21 protein-coding genes are annotated in these 23,955 nt (G+C 58.5%); 11 read left to right on the forward strand and 10 right to left on the reverse strand.

What is annotated here, in order from left to right; translation table 11 throughout:
* Positions 1-815 precede the first annotated feature (815 nt).
* Together ABIE13_RS06850 and ABIE13_RS06855 are read right to left on the reverse strand one after the other, a co-directional pair.
* Entirely contained in the window at positions 816-2,216 is a 1,401-nt protein-coding gene (locus ABIE13_RS06850) for an MATE family efflux transporter (RefSeq protein ID WP_354442302.1), read from the reverse strand.
* Positions 2,213-2,824 carry a DUF2239 family protein gene (locus ABIE13_RS06855; protein WP_354442303.1) on the reverse strand — a complete coding sequence of 204 codons (612 nt, stop codon included), beginning with the start codon at positions 2,822-2,824 and terminating at the stop codon, positions 2,213-2,215. The genes ABIE13_RS06850 and ABIE13_RS06855 overlap by 4 nt, the downstream gene beginning before the upstream one ends.
* A 108-nt stretch (positions 2,825-2,932) precedes the next feature.
* Here ABIE13_RS06855 and ABIE13_RS06860 point away from each other — a divergent pair, with 108 nt between their 5' ends.
* The 8 genes from ABIE13_RS06860 (at position 2,933) to ABIE13_RS06895 (ending at position 10,796) form a co-directional block, all read left to right on the forward strand.
* Positions 2,933-3,169 carry a YegP family protein gene (locus ABIE13_RS06860; RefSeq protein WP_354442304.1) on the forward strand — a complete coding sequence of 79 codons (237 nt, stop codon included), beginning with the start codon at positions 2,933-2,935 and terminating at the stop codon, positions 3,167-3,169.
* Positions 3,169-4,665 carry a sigma-54 interaction domain-containing protein gene (locus tag ABIE13_RS06865; RefSeq protein WP_354442306.1) on the forward strand — a complete coding sequence of 499 codons (1,497 nt, stop codon included), beginning with the start codon at positions 3,169-3,171 and terminating at the stop codon, positions 4,663-4,665. The genes ABIE13_RS06860 and ABIE13_RS06865 overlap by 1 nt, the downstream gene beginning before the upstream one ends.
* Positions 4,666-4,840: 175 nt before the next feature.
* A complete protein-coding gene (locus ABIE13_RS06870; RefSeq protein WP_354442307.1) occupies positions 4,841-6,037 on the forward strand; it encodes a substrate-binding domain-containing protein in 1,197 nt (398 codons plus the stop codon).
* 212 nt (positions 6,038-6,249) lie between these two features.
* Positions 6,250-7,047 carry an ABC transporter ATP-binding protein gene (locus ABIE13_RS06875; RefSeq protein ID WP_354442308.1) on the forward strand — a complete coding sequence of 266 codons (798 nt, stop codon included), beginning with the start codon at positions 6,250-6,252 and terminating at the stop codon, positions 7,045-7,047.
* On the forward strand, positions 7,044-7,769 hold the full coding sequence (locus ABIE13_RS06880) for an ABC transporter ATP-binding protein (protein ID WP_354442310.1): 726 nt from the start codon (positions 7,044-7,046) through the stop codon (positions 7,767-7,769). The genes ABIE13_RS06875 and ABIE13_RS06880 overlap by 4 nt, the downstream gene beginning before the upstream one ends.
* Positions 7,766-8,749, forward strand: a complete 984-nt coding sequence (locus ABIE13_RS06885; protein ID WP_354442312.1) for a branched-chain amino acid ABC transporter permease — start codon at positions 7,766-7,768, stop codon at positions 8,747-8,749. The genes ABIE13_RS06880 and ABIE13_RS06885 overlap by 4 nt, the downstream gene beginning before the upstream one ends.
* 89 nt (positions 8,750-8,838) lie before the next feature.
* On the forward strand, positions 8,839-9,918 hold the full coding sequence (locus ABIE13_RS06890; protein WP_354442313.1) for a branched-chain amino acid ABC transporter permease: 1,080 nt from the start codon (positions 8,839-8,841) through the stop codon (positions 9,916-9,918).
* Positions 9,915-10,796, forward strand: a complete 882-nt coding sequence (locus ABIE13_RS06895; RefSeq protein WP_354442315.1) for an alpha/beta fold hydrolase — start codon at positions 9,915-9,917, stop codon at positions 10,794-10,796. Before ABIE13_RS06890 ends, ABIE13_RS06895 begins: the two co-directional genes overlap by 4 nt.
* Before the next feature lie 513 nt (positions 10,797-11,309).
* Here ABIE13_RS06895 and hemH read toward each other — a convergent pair.
* Complete coding sequence (gene hemH / locus ABIE13_RS06900; protein ID WP_354442316.1) at positions 11,310-12,317, reverse strand: ferrochelatase; 1,008 nt, start codon at positions 12,315-12,317, stop codon at positions 11,310-11,312.
* Positions 12,318-12,401: 84 nt separating this feature from the next.
* Here hemH and ribD point away from each other — a divergent pair, with 84 nt between their 5' ends.
* Complete coding sequence (gene ribD / locus ABIE13_RS06905; RefSeq protein WP_354442318.1) at positions 12,402-13,544, forward strand: bifunctional diaminohydroxyphosphoribosylaminopyrimidine deaminase/5-amino-6-(5-phosphoribosylamino)uracil reductase RibD; 1,143 nt, start codon at positions 12,402-12,404, stop codon at positions 13,542-13,544.
* A 65-nt stretch (positions 13,545-13,609) separates the two neighbouring features.
* Here the strand turns inward: ribD and ABIE13_RS06910 are convergent, their stop codons facing one another.
* The 4 genes from ABIE13_RS06910 to ABIE13_RS06925 all read right to left on the reverse strand — a co-directional run bounded on the left by ABIE13_RS06910 (position 13,610) and on the right by ABIE13_RS06925 (position 17,303).
* Complete coding sequence (locus ABIE13_RS06910; protein ID WP_354442320.1) at positions 13,610-14,326, reverse strand: ABC transporter ATP-binding protein; 717 nt, start codon at positions 14,324-14,326, stop codon at positions 13,610-13,612.
* 63 nt (positions 14,327-14,389) lie between these two features.
* Complete coding sequence (locus ABIE13_RS06915) at positions 14,390-15,163, reverse strand: ABC transporter ATP-binding protein (protein WP_354442322.1); 774 nt, start codon at positions 15,161-15,163, stop codon at positions 14,390-14,392.
* Between the two features lie 5 nt (positions 15,164-15,168).
* Complete coding sequence (locus tag ABIE13_RS06920; RefSeq protein WP_354442324.1) at positions 15,169-16,362, reverse strand: ABC transporter permease subunit; 1,194 nt, start codon at positions 16,360-16,362, stop codon at positions 15,169-15,171.
* A gap of 11 nt (positions 16,363-16,373) precedes the next feature.
* Positions 16,374-17,303, reverse strand: coding sequence for a branched-chain amino acid ABC transporter permease (locus ABIE13_RS06925; RefSeq protein ID WP_354442326.1), 930 nt, complete (start codon positions 17,301-17,303; stop codon positions 16,374-16,376).
* A 322-nt stretch (positions 17,304-17,625) separates the two neighbouring features.
* Between ABIE13_RS06925 and ABIE13_RS06930 the strand changes: the two genes are divergently transcribed.
* Complete coding sequence (locus tag ABIE13_RS06930; RefSeq protein ID WP_354442328.1) at positions 17,626-18,669, forward strand: helix-turn-helix transcriptional regulator; 1,044 nt, start codon at positions 17,626-17,628, stop codon at positions 18,667-18,669.
* A 109-nt stretch (positions 18,670-18,778) separates the two neighbouring features.
* Here the strand turns inward: ABIE13_RS06930 and ABIE13_RS06935 are convergent, their stop codons facing one another.
* Complete coding sequence (locus ABIE13_RS06935; protein WP_354442372.1) at positions 18,779-20,080, reverse strand: replication-associated recombination protein A; 1,302 nt, start codon at positions 20,078-20,080, stop codon at positions 18,779-18,781.
* A gap of 300 nt (positions 20,081-20,380) precedes the next feature.
* On the opposite strand from ABIE13_RS06935, the gene ABIE13_RS06940 reads away from it, so the two are divergent.
* Positions 20,381-21,031, forward strand: coding sequence for a Crp/Fnr family transcriptional regulator (locus ABIE13_RS06940; protein WP_354442330.1), 651 nt, complete (start codon positions 20,381-20,383; stop codon positions 21,029-21,031).
* On the opposite strand, the gene ABIE13_RS06945 is transcribed toward ABIE13_RS06940, so the two are convergent.
* Both ABIE13_RS06945 and ABIE13_RS06950 read right to left on the reverse strand, forming a co-directional pair.
* Positions 21,032-22,168: an NAD(P)/FAD-dependent oxidoreductase gene (locus ABIE13_RS06945; RefSeq protein WP_354442332.1), complete on the reverse strand. Its 1,137-nt coding sequence runs from the start codon at positions 22,166-22,168 to the stop codon at positions 21,032-21,034.
* Positions 22,169-22,240: 72 nt separating this feature from the next.
* Positions 22,241-23,461, reverse strand: coding sequence for a DesA family fatty acid desaturase (locus ABIE13_RS06950; protein ID WP_354442334.1), 1,221 nt, complete (start codon positions 23,459-23,461; stop codon positions 22,241-22,243).
* Positions 23,462-23,955 lie beyond the last annotated feature (494 nt).

Genomic DNA, 23,955 nt, shown 5'->3' on the forward strand with positions numbered 1-23,955 from the left:
CTTGCTGGGCTCGGCGTAATACTTCAGAAAGGGAGCGGATGTGGCTCCCCCAGAGAAGATCAAATTGAACTCTTCTTGATCCGCTACCGGTGCGACTCCCCTTTGCTCGAAAATAGGATCTATTTGGTTGGGGCCGCGAAAGGCCTGCTCGTTTGCCAGCGGGAGTATGTTCAGAATTCCAACCTGCTGGACAGGCGGAAATGCCATGAGCGGGACGTTCATAGCACCGTTCATGTTCCCCATCCCCCCGGGCTGCCCAAGTTGTACCCATTGATTGGCGGGATGGAGATGTGCCAGAGGGCCTGGTGGCGGCCGACGCGCGCGCGGCTGAGCTTGCTCCAATTGCAGGTCTGGCGGGCGAACTTGCGCGAGAGGCCACGCCGCGCCAGCCTGCGCTGGTGCGTTCCTCGCAAACGCGTCCATAGCATGCATGCGGTCAGCCTGAATGGCTGCTCGCTCCTGGCCTGGACCTATGGCTAAAGGTTGTGGGGCAAGCATAGCCTGAAGAAAGGCAGGCGCAGGGTTAGCAACTCGATCTTGCGGCGGTGCCTGCCCCTCTGCGGGAGCGTTGGCGTTTGGATTGAATCGGAGCACGGCTATCCTTGGAAATCAGGTGATCTATGGACAATGAGTCACATCGATTGCCGTATGGTTCCAAAAAAAGGCCTGCTCGGGGTGAGGTCAAGATGGACTCGATCCACCGCTGCATGCGCGCATCCTGGCCCTCTCCTCGAGGGGAGATGGAGACTTCACAGGTCCTGGGCCCTTACGGAAACTGGCAGGGCCAGCTGCAGCAGCAAGATCGGAAGCCGAAATCACACGAGCCGAGTGACCTTCTTGTGTCGCCACACCAGCAGGTAGAAAGCACTTTGCAATACCAACATCGCAACAAACACCACCGGATAAGCCATCCACACCCCTTCCAGCCCATAACGCGCGCTGAGCAGGTTGGCCGCAGGTAACTGCACCAGCAAGATGCATCCGACTGCGATGGCCACCGGCACGACTACGGTGCCGCTGGCACGCATGATCCCTGCGATCACCGCCTGCATTCCGAACACGAGACTGCTCCAGAGCATGATGCGCAGCAGGTGTGCGGCCATCTCAAGTACGGGCTTTTCCGTGAGGAAAAAGCCAAGCACCCAGTGTGCAAGCGCGTAGCCGATCAGGACCAGGGTCCCCGTGACCGCCAGATTCATCACCAAGCCTGTTCGCACAATCTTGCCAAGCAGTTCAGGACGCCCTGCTCCGATCGCCTGAGCGCCCAGAATCGACGCCGTGATGGCAATGGAAAGCGCGGGAAACTGCACGTAGTTGACCACCTGGTTGACCGCTCCGTACGCTGCAGTGGCTGAAGACCCGTAATGATTCACCAGGCTCAAGATGGCCAGCTCAGCAGCAGAGATGGTCACCATCTGAACGCCTGTAGGAACGCCGATTCGAAGCACCGCCTTGAGCAAGGTGGGGTCTATGCGCAGGGCGCGCAGCAACTCTGCATCGGGCGCAAGTGCATGGCGGCGCCGCAGCAGGTAAAAGTACAAAAACCCCAACGACACCATGAAAGATACAAGCCCTGCAACAGCGGCGCTCACTACCCCCAGTTGAGGCAAGCCGCCCCAGCCACGGATCAAGGCGGGGGTCAGGATCAAACCTATGCCTGTGGAAAGCAGCAGCGCGTACAAAGGCGTGACGGTGTCGCCCACACCGCGCAGCAGTTGGGTGTAGAGAATGAACACCAGCAAGAGCGGCAAGCTGAACATGAGCACCCGCGCATAAGCCACTGCATCATTCAATACCTCCACTGGCGTGCCGAGTGCCGCCAGCGCCGGACGCGTAAAAATGCTGCCCAGAATCGCCCCGACAATCCCGATCAATGCACCCAGCGAGAGCGCGGTACCGGCAATCGCTTTCACTTTTTCAACTTCGCGAGCGCCCCAGGCCTGCCCGATGAGTACCGACGCGCCTGCCCCAATGCCGATCACCAGCGCGATAAAGAAAAATACCACGGGAAACATGCCGGCGACGGCAGCCAACGCCTGGGTGCCCAACATCTGCCCGATGTAGACGCCGTTGATGCTTCCAGAGAGCGACTGAAGGATGTTGGCCAGGACCATAGGGCCCAGGAAGGCAAGGTAGGTACGCCACAACGGGCGCCCTGAAGATAGAGAGCGCGACGAGCCTGGACCCGTGCTGGCATTTTGCCGAGGTGAATTCATGGACGGGCCTCGTTTTTGAAAGCGTTCCGGGTCAAGGACAGGAGGTGTTTGCGGACGTCAGGCGGCCATGAATCGGTATGGGTGAGAAAGCTGGCTTCGTCATACGCAAAAAGCGCACGCGAGGCCTCTTCAAAGCCTGCTTCATGACCTGCTATGGCGCTCATGAAACGGTAGGCCCTCTCCGTGGCGGCTCGCTGCATGTCTCGATCAGCGTGCGTGCGCCGCGCTTCATCGACCAGGCGGCGAAGCGCCGCAGACGCCCCACCCTGCTGTGCAGACAACCACTGCCAATGGCGAGGCAGCAAAGTGACTTCACGCGCGACAACTCCCAATCGAGGGCGTCCCACGGCCGGCGCAGGAGCGGGCTCCAGTGAACCAGGCATGACGCGCAAAGCGCTCGCGGACATCTTCGCCAATTGATCTTCGGAGGGCGGCGTATCAACGGGCTCACACGTGAGATCGTTGAACACCAAAACGGAGGCATCGCCAAGATCCAAGGCCGAAAGCGCCTGCGCTATGTCCGCCAGAGAGCCATGGGCCAGTTGCTTTCCGGCAGCAAACGCCGTGTAGGTGAGCTCGTCCGAGCTACTAGGATCATTATTCATCATGGCTCCATTGTACCCGGATTAATTATTTAGCCCGGGTATAAAACAAATCGGCTGTCTTTTTCGCTGAAGGGGTACGATGCCGTGATGGGCTTACCAACGGAGACCGTCATGACACCTGTATTCAAGATCTTCATGGATTCACAAGGAGCTTGGCAGTGGCAACTGCGCGCAGCAGACGGTCAGGTCATGGCTACTTGTGGCCAAGGATTCACAGATCAGCAGAGCTGCTTGAAATCGGTTGATTTTGTGCGCACGGTGGCCCCGTTGGCCCAGGCCGACATACTTGATTCGCCGGGCACCAATGAAATGGATGGTGGCGAGTTCCTGGGAAGACAATTGACCTGATGCTCTCCGCTGCTGCCCCGATCGATTCCGGCCTGCCCCGCGACGCCGCCAGTATTCTGGAGCTGGCGGCCCGCTCCATGTTCGACTTATTCGCCGGTGCCAGTGAAGGCATGATCCTGGTCGACCGCAATGCGCGGGTGGTCTGGATCAACGACCAATACCGGCGTTTCCTGCCTGCGCTTGGTTTCGCCAGCGAACAGGAGTTCATTGGCAGGGCGGTCTCCAGCGTGGTGCAGAACACGCAGATGGACCAGGTGCTGAGTACCGGGCGCCCCATCTTGATTGACTTGCTCACCAACCGCGCAGGCACCTTTGTGGTCAGCCGCATACCGCTGCGCGACGAGGCGGGTGAAGTCATTGGGGTTTTGGGCATTGTCCTGTTTGACCAGCCCACCACCAATCTGCAACCACTGATTGCCAAGTTCGCGCGCCTGCAACAAGACCTGGATGATGCACGCCGTGAACTGGCGGCGCAAAGGGGGGCCGGACCCCGCGCGGAAAGACAATCGCGCTATACATTTGCGAGCTTTATCGGTGCCAGCCCCGCGGCGGTGGAAGTCAAGCGGCAAGCCAGACGCGCGGCGCAATCGCGCAGCCCGGTGCTTCTGCTGGGCGAGACCGGTACCGGCAAAGAGCTGCTGGCACATGCCATTCACGCGGCATCTGCGCGCGCCGAAGGTCCGCTGGTCAGCGTCAATATCGCGGCGGTTCCCGACACCTTGCTGGAGGCCGAGTTCTTCGGCGTCGCAGCAGGGGCGTATACCGGCGCGGAGCGAAAAGGCAGGGTCGGCAAGTTCAAGCTGGCAGATGGGGGCACGCTGTTTCTGGACGAAATAGGCGACATGCCGCTCAGTTTGCAGGCCAAACTTTTGCGTGCGCTGCAAGAGGGTGAAATTGAACCTCTAGGCAGTAATCAATTGGTGCCTTTCGATGCGCGGCTCATTGCCGCAACCAGCCGTGATTTGTCGGCCCTGGTAGCGGCAGGGACCTTTCGTGAGGACTTGTATTACCGGCTGAACGTATTGCCCATTCGAGTGCCCCCTTTGCGCGAGCGGCGTGGAGACATACCGGCTTTGGTCGAAGCCCTGGGCGAAGACATGAGCCACCGGGGAACGCCTCCTCCTGAATTGACCGAGAGTGCCCTCGCCTTGCTGGCAGCTCAAGCGTGGCGAGGCAATATCCGTGAGTTGCGCAATGTGCTTGAGCAAGCGGCCCTGCGTGATGATTCGGACCGAATTGACGCCGATCTGATGGAAGCGGTGTTGCGAGACTCAGGGTTGGCTCATGTGCAGCCCGCCTTGCCTCCGCTGCCTTCACCACCGGACGCTGGCGCTCTGCTGCGCCCCTTGTTGGAACAGGTCAGTGAGCTTGAGCAACGGGCTATCGCGGCAGCCATGAAATCCACGGGAGGCAACAAGCTGGCCACCGCCCGCCTGCTGGGGATATCGCGCGCAAAGCTCTATGAACGCCTGGACCAAAAGCAGGGACAACCCTGATCTTTTTTCAGACAATTGTATTTTTATTAGACATTGTTTTTGCCTATTTATCAGACAATCCTAGAAGATCCGAGTAGAAAAAAATAAAAATACAAGGAAAATCAACAATTTACGATCTGGCACGCCATATGCGTTATCGCTTGCATCGTGTTCGTTTTTCTCAGGAGACAATCTCATGAAGCGCCGTAACATCATTTCTCTGGCCATGGTGGCCTCGCTGACTGCCGCCTCCGCCCCGGTCCTTGCACAATCGGGCACCATCAAAATCGCACACGTCTATAGCAAGACAGGGCCCTTGGAAGCCTATGGCAAACAAACCCAGGCGGGATTGATGATGGGGTTGGAATACGCCACCGGTGGCACCATGACGGTGAACGGCAAGAAGATCACCGTGCTGGAAAAAGACGACCAGGGCAAGCCAGATCTTGGCAAAAGCCTCTTGGCTGCGGCCTACGCAGATGACAAGGTGGATTTGGCTGTCGGTCCCACCTCTTCGGGCGTGGCGCTGGCCATGCTCCCAGTGGCTGAAGAGTACAAAAAAATCCTGCTGGTCGAACCTGCCGTGGCGGACTCCATCACCGGCGATAAGTGGAACAAATACATCTTCCGTACTGGCCGTAACTCCAGCCAGGATGCCATCAGCAATGCGGTGGCCATGGACAAGGAAGGTGTTTCTGTGGCGACCCTGGCTCAGGACTACGCGTTCGGGCGTGACGGCGTGAAGGCTTTCAAGGACTCCCTGAAGAATGCCAAGATCATCCATGAAGAGTACCTGCCCCAGAACACCACAGATTTCACAGCGGGCATCCAACGCGTGGTTGATTCACTTAAAGGCAAGCCCGGCCGCAAGGCCATTGAGGTCATCTGGGCCGGAGGCGTGCCGCCCTTCAACGCCCTTGCCGCGCAGGATCTGAAAAAGCGCTACGACATTGACGTGTTCACTGGTGGCAACATCTTGCCAGCCATGGCTGCCTACAAAAACTTCCCCGGCATGGAAGGGGCCACCTACTATTATTTCGGCATTCCGAAAAACCCCGTGAACGAAGCCATGGTGGCCGCCCATTACAAAGCGTACAAGACACCTCCTGATTTCTTCACTGCAGGTGGGTTCTCCGCCGCCATGGCCATCGTGACGGCTCTGAAAAAGACCGGCGGGGACACCAATACCAACAAGCTCATCAACACCATGGAAGGCATGAGCTTCGACACGCCCAAAGGCAAGATGACTTTCCGCAAGGAAGACCATCAAGCCATGCAGAGCATGTACCACTTCAAGATCAAGCACGACCCCGCATTCGCATGGGGCGTGCCTGAACTGGTGCGCGAGATCAAGCCTGAAGAGATGAACGTTCCCATCAGGAACAAACGCTGATCGACTCCCACCAAGGCGTGACCTGAGGGGCGTGGGCAGCGACTGGAAAGCAGTTCCGGTCGTTGCCCGATTGAGATCACTCATCTACGCCTGGTGATATTTGCGAGCACCCCAAGTTACCCTGACTCGCTCGCAATCTTGCGGCCCCTTTGCTTTCTCCCCGTTGTCGGAGAGGGCTCCCTCACGTCCAAAGTTCAACGCTGAATTCACGCATGCTTGAAACCCGAGACCTCACCATCCGCTTTGGCGGCCATGTGGCCGTCAATGCGGTCACGTGCCGCTTTGAGCCGGGTACGCTCACAGCCATCGTCGGCCCCAATGGGGCCGGCAAGACCACGTACTTCAACTTGATTTCAGGCCAGCTCAAGGCCAGTTCAGGCAGCGTGTACCTGGGCGGGCAGGAGCTGTCCGGACTTTCTCCTTCTGCCCGTACCAAGGCAGGCCTGGGGCGCGCGTTTCAGCTCACCAACCTGTTTCCCAATCTAAGCGTGCTGGAGAACGTGCGCCTGGCAGTGCAGGCCGTTGAAAACGTCGGCCTGAGCCTCTTTCGGATCTGGAGCGACCATACCGAACTGACGCGGCGCGCGCTTGCACTGCTGGAATCCGTAGCCATGGCTGACAAACAGCACATGCCGGTAGCGAGCTTGCCGCACGGCGATCAGCGCAAGCTGGAAGTGGCGCTGCTGATGGCGCTGGACCCCAAGGTCTATATGTTCGACGAGCCCACCGCTGGCATGAGCCACGATGAAGCGCCTGTCATCTTGAACCTCATTCGTGAACTCAAGAAAGATCGAACCAAGACCATCTTGCTGGTTGAACACAAGATGGACGTGGTGCGTGAACTGGCTGACCGCATCATCGTTCTGACCAATGGCACCCTGGTCGCAGATGGGGACCCTGCGGAAGTGATTGCCTCCCCCGTGGTGCAGGAAGCTTATCTGGGGGTGAGCAAGGAAGATGAAAAGCCACTGTCACATCCGCACACGCCTCATCAAGGAGCCTCGGCATGAGCGACAACCTCCTTACCCTTGAAGGCGTTCACACTCACATTGGGGCCTATCACATTCTGCATGGCGTGGACCTGGTCGTGCCTCGCGGCCAACTCACCATGCTGCTGGGGCGCAATGGCGCGGGCAAGACCACCACGTTGCGCACCATCATGGGCTTGTGGCAGGCCTCGCAAGGCCGTATCAGTTTTGGCGGGAAAGACATTACCAGCCAACGAACACCACAGATAGCGCATCTTGGCATTGCCTATGTGCCGGAGAACATGGGAATTTTTGCCGATCTGACAGTGAAGGAAAACATGTTGCTGGCCGCCCGCAACGCCCGCAGCGCTGCACAGATGGATGAGCAGCGCCTGCAATGGATCTTCAAGCTCTTTCCCGCCGTTGAAAAATTCTGGAACCACCCGGCCGGAAAGCTCTCTGGCGGACAAAAGCAGATGCTGGCAGTCAGCCGGGCGATTGTCGAACCCCGCGAATTGCTGATCGTCGATGAGCCCAGCAAGGGCTTGGCGCCCAGCATCATCAACAACATGATTGAAGCGTTTCAGCAGCTCAAACAAAGTGGTGTGACGATCCTGCTGGTGGAGCAGAACATCAACTTTGCCAAACGCCTGGGAGACACAGTCGCCGTCATGGACAACGGCCGTGTAGTGCACGCCGGCAGCATGCAGGCGTTGTCTCAGGACGAAGCTTTGCAGCAATCGCTTCTGGGGTTGTCACTATGAATATGCGCGACATCGACTTCAAACCCCTTTTGCTGGTTCCAGTGCTGGCCGTGCTGGCACTTCCCCTGGTGGGTTCGCCTTCCACGTGGCTCACATTGACCGTAGCAGGCCTGGCGATGGGCATGATCATCTTCATCATTGCCTCTGGCCTCACGCTGGTCTTCGGCCTCATGGACGTGCTCAATTTCGGGCATGGCGTCTTCATAGCACTGGGTGCCTTTGTGGCCACCTCTGTTCTCGGACTGATGGGCGACTGGACTGGTTCGGGGGACATCTGGCGCAACCTCATGGCCGTGCTGCCAGCCATGCTCATCGCCATGCTCGTGGCCGGGGCCATTGGTCTGGCGTTCGAGCGCTTTATTGTGCGGCCTGTGTATGGCCAGCACCTGAAGCAGATCCTGATCACCATGGGTGGCATGATCATCGGCGAGGAGTTGATCAAAGTCATCTGGGGGCCTCAGCAGATACCGCTGCCGCTTCCAACCGGTATGCAAGGCTCCTGGCTCATCGGGGAAGCGGCCGTTGAAAAGTACCGTGTGGTCGCAGTGATCGTGGGCTTGGCCGTGTTTGCCTTGCTGGCATGGACGCTTTCTCGGACAAAAGTCGGCCTGCTCATTCGCGCAGGCGTGCAAGACCGGGAGATGGTGGAATCGCTTGGCTACCGGATTCGACGCCTGTTTGTGGGTGTATTCGTCGCCGGGAGTGCACTGGCCGGGCTTGGCGGTGTGATGTGGGGGCTTTATCAACAAAGCGTCGTCCCTCAGATGGGCGCACAGGTCAATGTGCTCATCTTCATCGTGATCATCATTGGCGGACTGGGTTCGACCGGCGGCGCGCTGATTGGCGCCCTTCTAGTGGGCTTGATGGCCAACTACACCGGATTTCTGGCGCCCAAGGTGGCGCTGTTTTCCAACATTGCACTGATGGTCGCTATCTTGCTGTGGCGCCCCCAGGGCGTCTATCCGGTCACCAACCGATGAAACTGGAAACCGCACATGACCGCCCGCCCATACCCGTGCTATTTCCAGGTTGAACCCTTGCAACCCTTGACCGACCAGGACACCTCGTCATGCTGAGCCGTCTACTGTCTCATGATCTACCGCGCAGCAAGCTGCTCGCGCTGATCCTCATCGCCATCGTTGCCGGATTGGCCTTTGCGCCGTTCATTTTCCCAGGCGTGAAAGCCCTCAACGTAGCTGCCAAAATACTCGTATTCATCGTACTGGTGGTGGGCTTCGATCTGCTGTTGGGCTACACCGGCATCGTCAGCTTTGCGCATACGATGTTCTTCGGCATTGGAGCGTACGGCATCGCCATTGCAACCACGCGCATGGGTCCTACCTGGAGTGCCTTGGCTGTGGGTGTGGCGGGAGCGCTTGTACTGTCGTTGCTGCTGTCACTTGCGGTCGGGCTCTTCTCCTTGCGAGTGAGGGCCATCTTCTTTGCCATGATCACGCTTGCGGTGGCCGCTGCTTTCCAGACCCTGGCCTCTCAGCTTTCTGAATTCACAGGCGGTGAAGACGGCTTGACATTCAAGCTTCCAGAGCTTCTCTCGCCTTCGTTCGAATTCAGCGAAGAGCCGTTTCTAGGGGCCTCTCTCGATGGCCGCCTGCTTAGCTACTACCTGCTCTTTGTGGCCTGCGTGGTACTGGTGCTGGTCTTGCTGCGCATCGTCAACTCGCCGTTCGGGAGAGTGCTTCAAGCCATCCGGGAAAACGAGTTCCGCGCTGAGGCCATTGGTTATCGCGTGGTCGTTTACCGCACGCTTTCATCCGTGCTCTCTGCCCTGTTTGCGACGCTCGCGGGCTGCATGCTGGCCATCTGGCTGCGCTACAACGGCCCTGACACCTCGCTCAGCTTCGAGATCATGATGGACGTGCTGCTAATCGTAGTGATCGGTGGCATGGGCACGGTTTATGGTGCGGTGATTGGCTCCGTTCTGTTCGTGGTGGCGCAGAGCTACCTGCAAGACCTTTTGCGCGTAGGAAGCGATGCTGCCGCTGGCATTCCGCTTCTGCCCTCCCTGCTTTCTCCGGACCGCTGGCTGCTCTGGCTGGGGGTGTTGTTCGTGCTTTCCGTCTATTACTTCCCCACCGGCGTGGTGGGCAAGCTGCGCGCCCGTGCCACCAGCCTTCATAAACCGTCATGAGCTTCTCTTCCCAATACCTCACCTGCGCGGGCCGCGAGATCCATTACACCGATTGGCAGCCCGTGGGAGCCGCACGCGGCACGGTGATCGCATGGCACGGCCTGGCGCGCACCGGGCGAGACATGGACGAGCTGGCAGAACACCTTTCGGCTCGTGGCTTTCGCGTGATATGCCCTGACACCATAGGACGTGGGCTGTCGCAATGGGCATCCAACCCCAAGGACGAATACTGTCTGGCTTTTTATGCCCGTCTGGCCCGTGAGCTGTTGGTGCAATTGGGCATTGAGCGTTGCCACTGGGTTGGCACCTCGATGGGTGGTGCTATCGGCACAGTGGGTGCATCAGGCTTTTTTGAGCCCGAATTGAAAGCGCGCATTCAAAGCCTGGTGCTCAACGACAACGCACCTCAACTGGCGCAGTCCGCCATTGAACGCATCAAGCAATACGCTGGCAATCCCCCTCAGTTCTCCACGATCGCCGAACTGGAGGCCTTCTTCAGGGCAGCCTATAAGCCCTATGGATTCCTGACGGATACGCAGTGGCGCCGCTTGACCGAGACCTCTACCCGCCGCATGCCCGACGGCCGTGTAACCCCTCACTACGATCCCGCCATGACAGGCCAGTTCGTGCACCACCCCGAGGACTATTTGATCTGGCAGCACTACGACGCCTTGCGAATTCCGGTCTTGCTGCTGCGAGGAGCCGACTCGGATCTGGTGCTGCGCGAAACCGCTGATGAGATGACAAGGCGCGGGCCGGGAAGTCAGGGGCTTTTGCAGATGGTGGAGGTCCCAGACTGCGGACATGCGCCTGCGCTGAACGTACCGTTTCAGCTTGAACTGGTCAGCAAGTTTATTGAGGCCGCACAAACTCATTAGCAGCTCGAGGGCTCGAGGGCCGAGCGAAGCGATGGCCCGAGTGAGGTATCCCACCCCTTTGGCCGTGCCGAGGAGCGCAGTGCCCAGGGCGGGCAAGAGCACTGCAAGATGCTCTTGCTTCGTGAACTAGCTTGCGGCAGCTGTTTGAGCAGAGAGAGCGAAGCGAACGTCGCGAGTTCTGCCGCACCGCCTTGGGCATGAGCACCGGAGGTTGCCCGTAGCGAAGCGAAGGGACACGGACAGTGGGGCCGCCTTTTCTTGCGCCAGGTTCTTTTGGCGGAGCAAAAGAAGGTGGCTGCGCTGCCGGGCGCACTCCCCGGCCTCCGACATTAGTGCAAGAGCAGAAGGCAATTAGTTATCGCAGCGTTCAATCAACCGCCGCTTGCCCTCACCGGTTGGCCGGCCCCGCCCCGCCCTCTCCCTAGAGGGAGAGGGAGTAAACACAACCCCCGGATGGCCGGCCCCCGGATGGCCAGCCCTGCCCCACGTCACACAAAGGTAGAGGCAGTAAGGTCAGAGCCTTTCTTGAACCAATTCCGATAGCGCGACCATCCAGGCCGCGTTGTCATTCAAGCAAGGGATGTAGTGAAACTCCTGCCCGCCAGCGTGAAGGAAAGTTTCCTTGCCCTCAATGGCGATTTCTTCCAGCGTTTCCAGGCAATCGCATACGAAGCCCGGGCAAACGACGTCCACGCGTCCAACGCCCTGTTGCGCCAGCCGCTGCAGCGTTTGATCTGTATAAGGCTCCAGCCACTTGGCTTTGCCGAAGCGGGATTGGAAGCAAACCTCAAAATCGTCGCTTTTGAGCGCCAGCCGCTCGGCCAGCAAGCGAGCCGTTTCCAGACATTGCGCCTGATAAGGGTCGCCCAGTTTGATCGATCGCTCAGGCACACCGTGAAAGCTCATGATCAGCTTGTTGGGGCGGCCATGACTCATCCAGTAGTTGCTGACCTGGCGCGCAAGGGCGCGAATGTAGCCTGGATCGTCATGGAAGCGGTTGATGAAGTGGAACTCCGGCACATGCCTCACCTGGCGCGCCCATGCACCCACAGCATCAAAGACGCTGCCAGTGGTCGAGCCTGCATACTGAGGGTAGAGCGGCACGACCAGCACCCGGGTGCAGCCTTGTGCCTTCAGCTCATCCAGCATGGAAGCCATGGACGGGTTGCCATAGCGCATGGCGTGCCTGACAGTGACGCGGTGACCACGCTCGCCCAGGTAGCCCCGGAGCATGACCGCCTGCCGGGCCGTCCAAAATGCGAGAGGAGAACCTTCTGGCATCCAGATCTTGCGGTACTTTTCAGCCGATTTGGATGGGCGAGTAGGCAGGATGGCACCATAAAGTATGGGCTTCCATACCAGAGGAGGAATCTCGACCACGCGGGGGTCACTCAGAAATTCGGCTAGGTAGCGCCGGACGGCGGATGGAGTGGGCTCATCGGGCGTACCGAGGTTGCAAAGCAGCACTCCTGTGTGCGGCGCCTGCGCATCACCTGGCGCAGGTTCTGGTTTGAAAGACATGCTGCTATTGTCGTCGAAGCCGCAAGCTCGCCACGGAGCGTTACCTCATGCTACTATTTTTGATTATTCGAAGGATTTCACCTCATGCACCCTGCCGCACATTCTCTTGACGCTGCCATGGCGCAGGCACTGGAGTTGGCCGAGCGCGCACGGCTGAATTGCCCTCCTAATCCTGCCGTAGGTTGCGTGCTGATCAGCCCCAACGGTGCCGTACTGGGGGAAGGCCTCACGCAGCCGGTAGGTCAGGCGCATGCGGAAGTCATGGCTTTGCGAGATGCTGCAGCCAAAGGCCTGGCGGTGGCGGGCTGCACTGCCTATGTCACGCTGGAGCCCTGCTCACACCATGGTCGTACGGGGCCTTGTTGCGACGCGTTGATTGCAGCGGGCGTCAAGCGTGTGGTTGCTTCCATGCAAGACCCCAATCCCAAGGTGGGAGGCCAGGGCTTCGCGCGCCTGCGCGCGGCTGGCGTCGATGTGGAAGTCGGACAGGGCGCACTGCAAGCACGTGAACTGAACATTGGATTTTTCAGCCGCATGGTGCGGGGTATTCCATGGGTTCGCATGAAGGCGGCTACGTCATTGGATGGCCTCACTGCACTGCCGAATGGCACCAGCCAATGGATCACCTCACCAGCTGCGCGTGAGGACGGTCACGCCTGGCGTGCGCGCGCAAGCGCCATCTTGACGGGTATTGGCACGGTGCTCGAAGACGACCCCAGGCTGGATGTCCGTCTTAACAGTATGGCCAGCGTGACCAGGCAACCCGATCTGGTCATCGTAGACAGCCGGCTTGAAACGCCGCTGACTGCTCAGCTCTGGAATGCCACCACTCGGCGTATCCTCATCTACACCGCCAGCTCCGATGCCGCCCTTGGGAACGCCTTGCTCGATAAGGGTGCGCAAGTCATCAGGTTGCCGGACGCCAACGGCAAAGTCGAGCTGCAAGCCATGCTGCGCGATCTGGGAACACGCGAAATCAATGAATTGCACGTAGAAGCGGGCTACAAGCTCAATGGATCACTTCTGCGCGCCAAGCTGGTAGATGAGTTGCTGCTCTATCAGGCCCCCATCTTGCTGGGTGAAGGTGCAGGCATTGCAGCGCTGGGGCCGTTGACCGAACTTGCGCAAGGCGTTGCCTTCGAATGGGTTGAATCCAGGCGGATAGGTGCGGACATGCGCTCTGTGGTTCGCGTGGCTGGGCACGATCAATTCCTGAGCCAGGTTTAAACCGACGCGCCAAACACGCTCACGTTGTGCGGTGAGCGAGGATTGAGTGCCACGGCTCGGGGCGCTTATTCCCCCAGATACGCAGCACGCACTTTCGGGTCGCTCAAAAGATCTCTACCAGCACCAGACATGTTGATCAGGCCCGATTCCATGACGTAACCACGGTCAGCCAGTGCCAGCGCGCGGCTGGCGTTTTGCTCAACGAGCAGGATGGTCACCCCTTGGGCGTAGACGTCCCGGACGACCTCAAACACCTTGTCCACCATGATGGGAGATAGGCCCATGGAGGGTTCGTCCAGCAGCAACAACTTGGGCCGGCTCATCAAGGCCCGGCCCATGGCGAGCATCTGTTGCTCGCCACCGGACATGGTGCCTGCCAGTTGATCCTTGCGCTCGCGAAGACGAGGAAAGATGGTGAAGATCTTCTCTATATCCTCTGCAATGACTGCCTTGTCGTTGCGTATGTACGCGCCCATCATCAGATTTTCTGTGATGCTCATACGGGTGAAGACGCCACGCCCTTCAGGAACCATGGCCAAGCCTTCCTTGACCAGGTCCCAGGGGCCTCGACCCTTGATGCTGCGTCCCATGTATTCGATATCGCCCGAGTTGATAGGGAGCGTACCGGTAATGGCCTTCATGGTCGTGGTCTTGCCCGCACCGTTGGAGCCGATCAAAGAGACCAGTTCACCTTCGCGCACTTCGAAGTCCACACCTTTGACGGCCTGAATGCCGCCATAGGCCACCTTCAGGCCGGACACCTTGAGTAATGTTTGTGCCATATCAGAAATCCAATCCAGAAGTGCCGACGTCCGGTTTTAAGGGTCCAGAAACAGGTCTTTTCATCAATGGCTTTCCGTGCCTAGATACGCTTCAATCACTTTTGCGTTTTTCTGCACGTCGTACGGTGTGCCCTCTGCAATGGGCTTACCGTAGTCCAGAACAGTCACGCGGTTGCACAAGCCCATGACCAGCTTCACGTCATGCTCTATGAGCAGGATGGTGCGGTTGTCCTTGCGGATGCGGTCAATCAGCTCGCGCAACATGACTTTCTCGGTGGCGTTCATACCGGCCGCTGGCTCATCGAGTGCAATCAGCTGCGGATCGGTGGCCAGAGCCCGGGCAATCTCCAGACGTCGCTGGTCTCCGTAGGACAGGGTTCGGGATTTGTAGTCTGCGTATTTCCCAATGCCCACGTAGTCAAGCAGTTCCCTTGCGCGCTTCTCGATGGCCGCCTCTTCGGACTTGAAGCTTCCGGTGCGGAATATGGCACCGAACAGGCCGGAGCGCGTTCGCACATGCCTTCCGACCATGACGTTTTCAAGCGCTGTCATCTCAGCGAACAGCCGGATGTTCTGGAATGTGCGCGCTATGCCCGCCTTGGCCACCTGATGCACTGCACTGGGTTTATAGGACTTGCCCGCCAACTCGAAGCTGCCGCTGTCCGGGGTGTAGAGCCCCGTCAACACGTTGAAGAATGTGGTCTTGCCAGCACCATTGGGGCCGATCAGACCGTAGATCTGGCCACGCTCTATGGTGATGCCCACGTCAGATAGTGCCTGCAGGCCTCCAAAACGCTTGGAGACGCCCTGTACTTTGAGAACGATGTCTGTACTCATGATCTTTAAGGATTGACAGGGAATTGGCGGTTTTCCACATTGCCAGGCACTGCGTCGCCGGGAAACTCGATGCCAGGCGGGTCTTGCTGGGCAGATGTAGGCTGCGCCAGGCCGTCATCCGCGGCCGTCTTTCGTACCCGCCCATGCTCGGGCGTAGGCCACAAACCCCGTGGACGCAGCAGCATGATGATGATCATGGCCAGCGCAATCAGCAATTGGCGCAAGATGGAGGCGTCCAGCCGGCCGCCAGTCATGCCTTGCAACGGTCCGGCCACATAACGCAAAACTTCTGGAAGTGCCGCCAGCAACAACGCTCCCAGCACCACACCAGGCAAGTGGCCCAAACCTCCCAGCACCACCATGGCAACGATCATGACGGATTCCATCAGGCTGAATGATTCAGGCGACACAAACCCCTGGAACGCCGCAAACATGGCGCCTGACATGCCTCCGAACGAGGCGCCCATACCGAATGCCAGCAATTTCAGATTTCGGGTGTTCACCCCCATCGCCTTGGCAGCGATCTCATCTTCGCGGATAGCCATCCAGGCGCGGCCAATGCGCGAGCTCTGCAGTCGGTAACACACGATGATGGTAAAAATCACCAGCATCAGGAACAGGTAGTAGTACAAGGTGACCGAGGCGATCTCAAACCCGCCTATGGTGAGCGGCCTGCCCAGATCGAGCCCGAAGAACTTCACCGAATCGATCTGGCTCACTCCTTTGGGGCCGTTGGTGATGTTGTAGGGGTGGTCAAGGTTGTTGAGGAAGATACGGATGATTTCCCCGAATCCCAAGGTCACGATGGCCAGGTAATCGCCACGCAGTTTCAGCACCGGCACGCCCAGCAAAACCCCCACTCCCGCAGCCAGTAAGAGCGCCACCGGTATCACCATCCATAGCGAGGTGTGAAACCCATTGGGGAACATGGCGGCAATAGCAGGGAAAGTCGAAGTCAGATGGGGCGAAGCCAGCAAGGCATAGAGGTAGGCCCCCACCGCAAAGAACGCCACATACCCCAGATCGAGCAAGCCAGCGTAACCCACGACAATGTTCAGCCCCAGTGCCAGCAACACGTACAACAGGGCGAGATCCAGAATGCGCACCCAGGCATTGCCAAACTGCTGCAGGAAAAGCGGCAGCACGAGGATGGCTATGCCACAGATGATGAAGGCGATGATCTTGTTCTTTTGAGTCATGGTGGCCTCCATCACGCCCTGTCAGCCACGCGCTCGCCCAGCAGTCCGGATGGGCGCAAGGTCAGGATGATGATGAGCACGACGAACGCGAAGATGTCCGTGTAATGGCTACCCAGCAACCCGCCCGTGAGCACTCCGAGATAACCGGAGCCAATGGCCTCTATCAGCCCGAGAAGCAGCCCGCCGATGACCGCCCCTGCCAGATTGCCAATGCCACCAAACACCGCTGCCGTGAAGGCTTTGAGCCCGGGCAGGAATCCCATGGTGTGCTGCACCGTGCCGTAGTTGGAGGCATACATCACCCCTGCGATGGCTGCCAATATGGCGCCGATGATGAATGTGGCGGAAATCACCATGTCTGGCTTGACGCCCATCAGCCCGGCAACGCGGGGGTTCTCTGCCGTGGCCCGCATCGCCCGGCCCAGTTTGGTGTAGTGAACAACCCACATCAGAATGGCCAGCGATACCGCTGTCACGCTCAAGACCATGATCTGCGTCCAGGTGATCACGGCCCCGCCGATGAGAAACGGTTCTGTAGGAAGTAGCGTTGGAAACGGCTTGTAGTTGGGTTTCCAGATGATCATGGCCAAGGTCTGCAGCAAGATCGACATGCCGATAGCGGTGATGAGCGGAGCGAGCCTCGGACTGTTGCGCAATCGCCTGTAGGCAATTTTTTCTATGACGAAATTAAGCACCGCCGCCACAGCACATGCGATGAGCATGGCCAGTATGAGCATGACCCACCCAGGTACACCTGACATGTGCGATTGCATGATGCCGATGCAGGTCCAGGCGGTCAGAGCCCCGACCATCAGCACTTCGCCGTGAGCGAAGTTGATAAGCTGAATGATGCCGTACACCATGGTGTAACCCAGTGCGATCAAGGCATACATGCTGCCCAGCACCAGACCATTGATGATCTGCTGAAGCAAAATATCCATGAAGGTTTTCTCCTGTGCCACCGAGATCGCCGGGGCCGGTTTTGTTTTCGATCAAAAGGTATGGCTACCTTGTGGGTAGCGCCCGCCTACTTACTCAAGGACACCTTGGCACCCTTCATGAAAAAAAATTCTAGCTGAGAGGATTTGACAGAGAGTGCCGAAAATGGCGCTTATCGCGAGGGTTTTCCCTCGCGGGTGTGAAAAAAAAACACGAAGTGGAACTCATTGGATCCTTTCGCTACTCATAGGTATATCGGGTAAACGCGGCAAAGCACTGTTTTGGGGCCCACGCTTTGCATGTGAGACATTGCTTGCAAATATCATGCCTTTCACTACTATGGGCACCATGCCGGCCTCTGATTTGCCCCCTTGCATACTGGAATGCATCTCCTCCCACGACGCCGAACCTCAGGTTCGATTCGATTCGTGGCGTGAGCGTGCGCACCAGTGGGTGGAGATGCTGCCCCCGGCGCCCGATGCGGCGCTGGACGCAGAGTTGCGCATGCTGCGTGGTGCCAACAGCTTTTTTGGGTCGATGCGCTCTTCTGCGTATGAAACGCGAGCTGCTCCCCATCGCCTGACCCACGCGCCGGATATGGTCATACTCACCCTGGTTCAAACGGGTGAGGTCTTGCACAATGGGGCGCCCGGGCAAGAACAGCGCATCGGCGCGGGGAGCCTTGGCCTCTATGATCCTCGCAAGATGGGCAGCTACCGCTGGGACCATAACTCTCGCGAGGCATTCCTGGCGCTGCCGCGCAGTGACGTCCTTCTGGCGCTGGGATGTGATCCAGACCCCTTGCCAATTGGGCTGGAACGCGGCGCACTGGCTCCAGTACTGACCAGCCAATTCAATCACCTCACTCTTCTGATGCGCCAGCCGCAAAGCCTGGACACCGAGGAATTCGCGGACCTGTTGGAAAACACCAGGTCATTGGCACTACTGATGCTGCGCAACCTTGGCCGCAATGGTCTGAAAGTGGATGCGGGCCGGGAAGACCAGGACCTGGATGCAGGCAGGCGAACTGCGGCACTGCGCTTTATGGAACAGGAAGCGCACCGCCATGACCTCGACGCGGCGGCTGTTGCGCACGGTGCGAACTGTTCTCGTACACGCCTTTACGCAGCGTTTGCCGCCCGCAACGAGACTGTCATGGGCGTACTGCGGGAAATACGTTTGCAACGCGCCAAAGGCTTGCTTGAGAAGACCCCTCGCCTTCACGTGGGAGCTCTTGCATGGCGCTGCGGCTTCTCCGACCAATCAGGCTTCAGCAAGTTGTTCCGAGCCCGTTTTGGAATGCTGCCTTCTGAATGGCACCAGAGGACTTGGACCTATTCGGGCAGCATCGATACCTCCCAAAGTTGAAGCGAGTCTTTTACCTGGCGCCCAGATACAAGAAGGCACCCCCGCCGCTCCAAATCTCTTGCCGCAGCTAGCCCCCGCTTGCCTCGCTTAGGACCCTTTGAGGGTCAATTCAACCTTCGGCTTCATCGTCCCACTTTCTGAGCAGCGCCAGCTTTTCGCCAATCTTCACCTCCAGGCCTCTCGGGACAGGTTGATACCAGCCTGGCTCAGCTATGCCGTCTGGCAAATAGGTTTCCCCGGCCGCGTAGGCATTGGGTTCGTCATGGGCATAGCGGTACTCATGACCGTAGCCCAGCTCTTTCATGAGCTTGGTCGGAGCATTGCGCAGGTGAACCGGGACCTCGCGGCTCTTGTCCTGTTTGACGAAAGCTCGGGCCTGGTTATAGGCGTTGTATCCGGCATTGCTTTTGGCAGCAATGGCCAGATAGATCACGGCCTGGCCCAGTGCCAACTCCCCCTCTGGACTGCCGAGACGCTCAAAGGTCAAGGCCGCGTCATTGGCGATCTGCATGGCCCTGGGGTCTGCAAGTCCAATGTCTTCCCAGGCCATGCGGACAATCCTGCGTGACAGATACCGCGGGTCTGCTCCGCCGTCGAGCATGCGGGTGAGCCAATACAGCGCGGCATCCGGGTGCGAACCTCGAACAGACTTGTGAAGCGCAGAAATTTGATCGTAGAAATTGTCTCCGCCCTTGTCGAAACGCCGGCTGTTCAAGGTCAAGGCATTTTGAAGAAAGTCAGCGGTAATGTGGGTCAGGCCTGAAGCTCGGGCTGCTGTACTGGTCTGCTCCAGCAGGTTCAGGAAACGCCTGGCGTCGCCGTCTGCATAGCCGATGATGGTGTCTCTGGCCACATCGTCAAACTCCAGGTGACCCAGCGCAATGTCTTGAGCACGCTTCAGTAAGAGCTTGAGCTCCTCGTCTGTCAACGATTTCAGCACATAGACCTGGGCGCGCGAAAGCAAAGCCGAGTTCACTTCGAAAGACGGGTTCTCGGTAGTGGCCCCGATGAAGGTCACCAGGCCGCTTTCCGCATAGGGAAGAAGTGCGTCTTGCTGGGACTTGTTGAACCTGTGAATCTCGTCCACAAACAAGATCGTGTGTTTGCCCATGGCCAGGTTCTGCTGGGCTTGCTCCATGGCGGCCCGGATATCCTTCACCCCTGAAAATACCGCGGACAGTGCAATGAATTCGCATTTGAAAGCGGTTGCCGTAAGCCGCGCCAGCGTGGTCTTGCCCACCCCGGGTGGCCCCCAGAAGATCATGGAATGAGGCTTGCCGGATTGAAAAGCCAGGCGCAAGGGCTTGCCCTCCCCCAGCAGATGGGATTGGCCAACGACTTCATCCAAAGTCTTGGGACGAAGGGCTTCAGCCAGTGGTGCGGAAGGCTCCTGTGAAAACAGATCGGGCATTCCCAATAGTATGCCGACTTGCAAACCCTTTCTTGCGCTCGGCTTCCGAGACCATGCGCCATCCAATGTGACCCATTGAAGGCGGTCGCGCCACTGTACACACTTGAGCGGCCGACATCTCTCAACGCCATCCCACCCCTTGGGGCCCAGCTTGGCTAAGCGTTTGAGGCCCGGAGGCAGGGATTGGCTTAAGAGCCAGGAGTACGGCTGTAGAAAGCACCTGGCCTTCTGCCGCGTGCTTGAACACCTTGCATGAAGGATCATGGCCTTAAGTTGATATGAATCAATGCTCTTTGGCCCATGACAAGTCAAAGTTCGGCCATGCTGAACTTGAGGTCTTTTGACTGGCCGGGAGAAACCTGCACCTTACCCGCGGGCACCCAGCTGGTGCAACGTGCTGCCAACACGTCCGAAGTGCTTTATCTCTCTGCCGGGCGGGTTGCGCTCGGCATGGTGGAGGGCGGTGAGCTGGCGCATCGCATGGGAATGGTGGAAGGGCCTTCCTGGCTCAATGCCAGTTGCGCGGTGTTAGGGCTCGCGCCCATGGCTGACGCCGTGGCTGAAACCAGCGTTTTGGTGCAACGAGTGCCGGTAAAACTGTTCAGAGACACTCTGGCAGAACTACCGCCTTCTGCCTTGACCGTTTTGCGAGATGTCGCCCTCGCCCACAGGCAGCAAGCCGAACTGGTCATCAGCCGCCTGGCCAAGGATGCTGAAGCCCGCTGTGCCGAATGGCTGCTGCGACATGCGGAGCCAGCCGAGGGGGCGCCTGACAAGCAGGCCGTACTTCTGCGCCAGCGAAAGTGCGTCATTGCAGCCCAACTCGGAATTGCGCCCGAAACACTTTCCCGGGTGCTGCGCCACCTGCGAGAGCGTCAACTTATCAGCGGTTCTGGGCGTGTTCTGGATCTTCTGGACCTTCACGGCTTGCGCACGCTGGCCGGCGTTTGATTACCGCTTGCGAAGGCGCGAAACCGACACTGCAGCTGGATCCACCCCGTACACCTGCAGTTCTTGCGGCAATGCTTTGGCTCGCACCAGACTGGCCGCCAAAAGACTGGCGCCCGCTGCGCTCTGAATTCCATAGCCCCCCTGCCCGGCCAGCCAGAAAAACCCTGGGCAGACGTCGTCGAAACCAATGACAATCTCACCATCAGGCACGAAGCTGCGAAGCCCTGCCCAGGTGCTGGCAGGCCTGCGAATGCTCAGCAGCGTGGCTTCTTCGATTCGATGGATTCCCATGGCAATGTCCAGCTCTTCAGGTTGAACATCATGAGGGGAAACAGGGTCAGCGTTGGCCGGAGAGCCGAGAATCTGACCTGCGTCGGGTTTGAGATACCAATCTTCGGCGACGCTGATCACAGCCGGCCACGCTGTGGCATTGACCCCTTCAGGTGAACGAAAGGTGAACGCGCTGCGCCTGCGAGGCTCTATGCCAATGGGAGTGGCCCCCAACATGACGGCCACCTCATCGACCCATGCGCCAGCAGCATTGACCACGCAAGTTCCGCGCAGCTGTTCTCCGCTTTCAAACTGCAGAGACCAGGCACCCTGCTCGTACGCCGCGCCGGTAAGCACCTTTCCCGACAGCAGGGACACGCCGCCTGCTTTGGCACCTCTTAAAAACCCCTGATGGATGGCATGCACGTCCATGTCTTGAGCATTTGGATCGTATAAGGCACCGGCCAGAAGCTCAGCGCGCAAGACGGGCACCCTTTCCAGCGTTTGGGAAGCGTCCAGGCTTTGAAGCTCAGGGCAGGCACCAATCAACTCCTCACGCAAGGCTTCCAGGGCCGCTTCCTGACCGTGCATAGCCACGTACATGGCTCCACGCGGATGGATCAGGGGTACATCTGCAAAACCTGCTGGTGGATGCAGATAGAAGCTTCGGCTTGCACGCGTCAACGCCCGCACCTGGGGCGGGCCGTAGCTCTCCATGAACAGGGCCGCAGAGCGCCCGGTGCTGTGATAGCCGGGCTGCGCCTCGCGCTCAATCAAAAGTACAGAGGCGCCTGACCCCACGAGTCGCCAGGCCAATGAAGCCCCCGCCATGCCCGCGCCCAAGATGATGATGTCAAAGCTGTCCATGTCCTGATTCTGGCACGCTCCAAAACACAAAAGCCCGGCATGCCGGGCTTTTAGTGGGAATAGCGCAGGTGGTCAGGCCACTCGCACTGCCCGCAGTTTCATCGAGAATTCACGCAGGCTGGCAATACCGCTTTCTTCGGCGCGCTTGCACCAGGCTTGCAGATCGCCAGTGAGTTGCTCACGGTTGCGGCCCGTATTCAGCCAGATCTGGCGTAATTCTTCGCGCATGGTGATCATCTTGTCGAGCACTGGCCAGGCAGCGCGCGCCTGAGTCAGTTTTTCGGCAGCCGATGCAGGCACCTTTTCAGTGTCACGGTGGAGCCAGCGATTGGCGGCCTTGACGATCTGCGCATCGACAGCGCCGGCTTTCAGTGCAGCCACTTCCTTGGCGAGCTGATCGCGAATCTGGCCCGCATACCCAGCCATCACTTCGTAGCGATGGGCAATGACGGCTTCCAAGGTCTTCTCGTCAGCCACGGGGCGAACTTCACCGTAGGACAGCCGAGGCGGCGTCTTCTTGGCCTTGGCCAGGCCCAATTTGGACAGAACGGTGATGTAGGCCCAGCCCACGTCAAACTCATAAGGTTTGACCGAGAATTTGGCGGAGGTGGGGTAAGTGTGGTGGTTGTTGTGCAGCTCTTCACCACCAATGATGATGCCCCAAGGAATCAGGTTGGTGCTGGCGTCTTGCGCCTCGAAGTTGCGGTAACCCCAGAAGTGGCCCACGCCATTGACGACGCCGGCAGCCCAGAAGGGAATCCATGCCATTTGCATCGCCCAGATAGCCATGCCCAAACCACCAAATAGAACGACGTTGATGATCATCATCAAGCTGATGCCGACCACAGAGTGCTTGAAATACACGTTGCGCTCCAGCCAATCGTCTGGGGTGCCGTGACCATAGCGGTTCAGGGTATCTGGATTTTTGGCTTCAGAGCGATAAAGCTCTGCGCCTTCCCACATGACCTTCTTGAGGCCATAAATCTGAGGGCTGTGCGGATCTTCTTCCTGCTCACACTTGGCGTGGTGCTTGCGGTGAATCGCAGTCCAGGCCTTGGTGGTCATGCCCGTGGTCATCCACAGCCAGAAGCGGAAAAAGTGCTGAACCGCAGGATGAAGGTCCAGCGAACGGTGAGCAGAGTGACGGTGCAGGTAAATCGTGACGCTGGCGATGGTGATGTGCGTCATCAACAAACCGGCCAGCAACACTTGCCACCAGGCAAGATTAAGCACGCCATTGGCCAGCACATCCAGAGCGCCATTGACCAACGGTGAGTCGAAAAGAAGCGTCATAAAAAAGGGGGTCTTTACAAAACTATCCCCGCCGCAGGTGCTCGCAGGAATGGATGTGCGCCACCGGCGCGGGCTGACATTTAAAAGCTAACTCCACAATTGGAGCCGCGTCTGTCAGAAAAGTTCTATTTTATAAGTTTCCCCCTCCGGGATAAACACATTACGTGACCGGAAGAAGTAACTGACCTCACATTTACGACAGATTTGCGCTAAATCAAGAGAAAAAACCACCAAAAGCACGAACGTGCTTATTTAATCGCGTTTAAACCACACATTCTGAATGTGCTTTAAAACAGCTTCCAGGGGCCTTCAAATTCATGCCGGGCCGCTCGGCTCCAAACCGCCAGGCGTCTGGGCAGGCCTAGGGCGTGTCATCAATTAAACCCCCCACGCGCTGATTCGCCCTGAGGATGGATACGCGAAGGCAGGCGCAGGCCGTAGTGATCTACGGTCAAGGCTGGCGACAAAGTAGACGCCGCAGGGCGAGCCAGCCC

This window comes from Ottowia thiooxydans, assembly GCF_040548795.1.
GTDB classification, from domain to species: domain Bacteria; phylum Pseudomonadota; class Gammaproteobacteria; order Burkholderiales; family Burkholderiaceae_C; genus Ottowia; species Ottowia thiooxydans_A.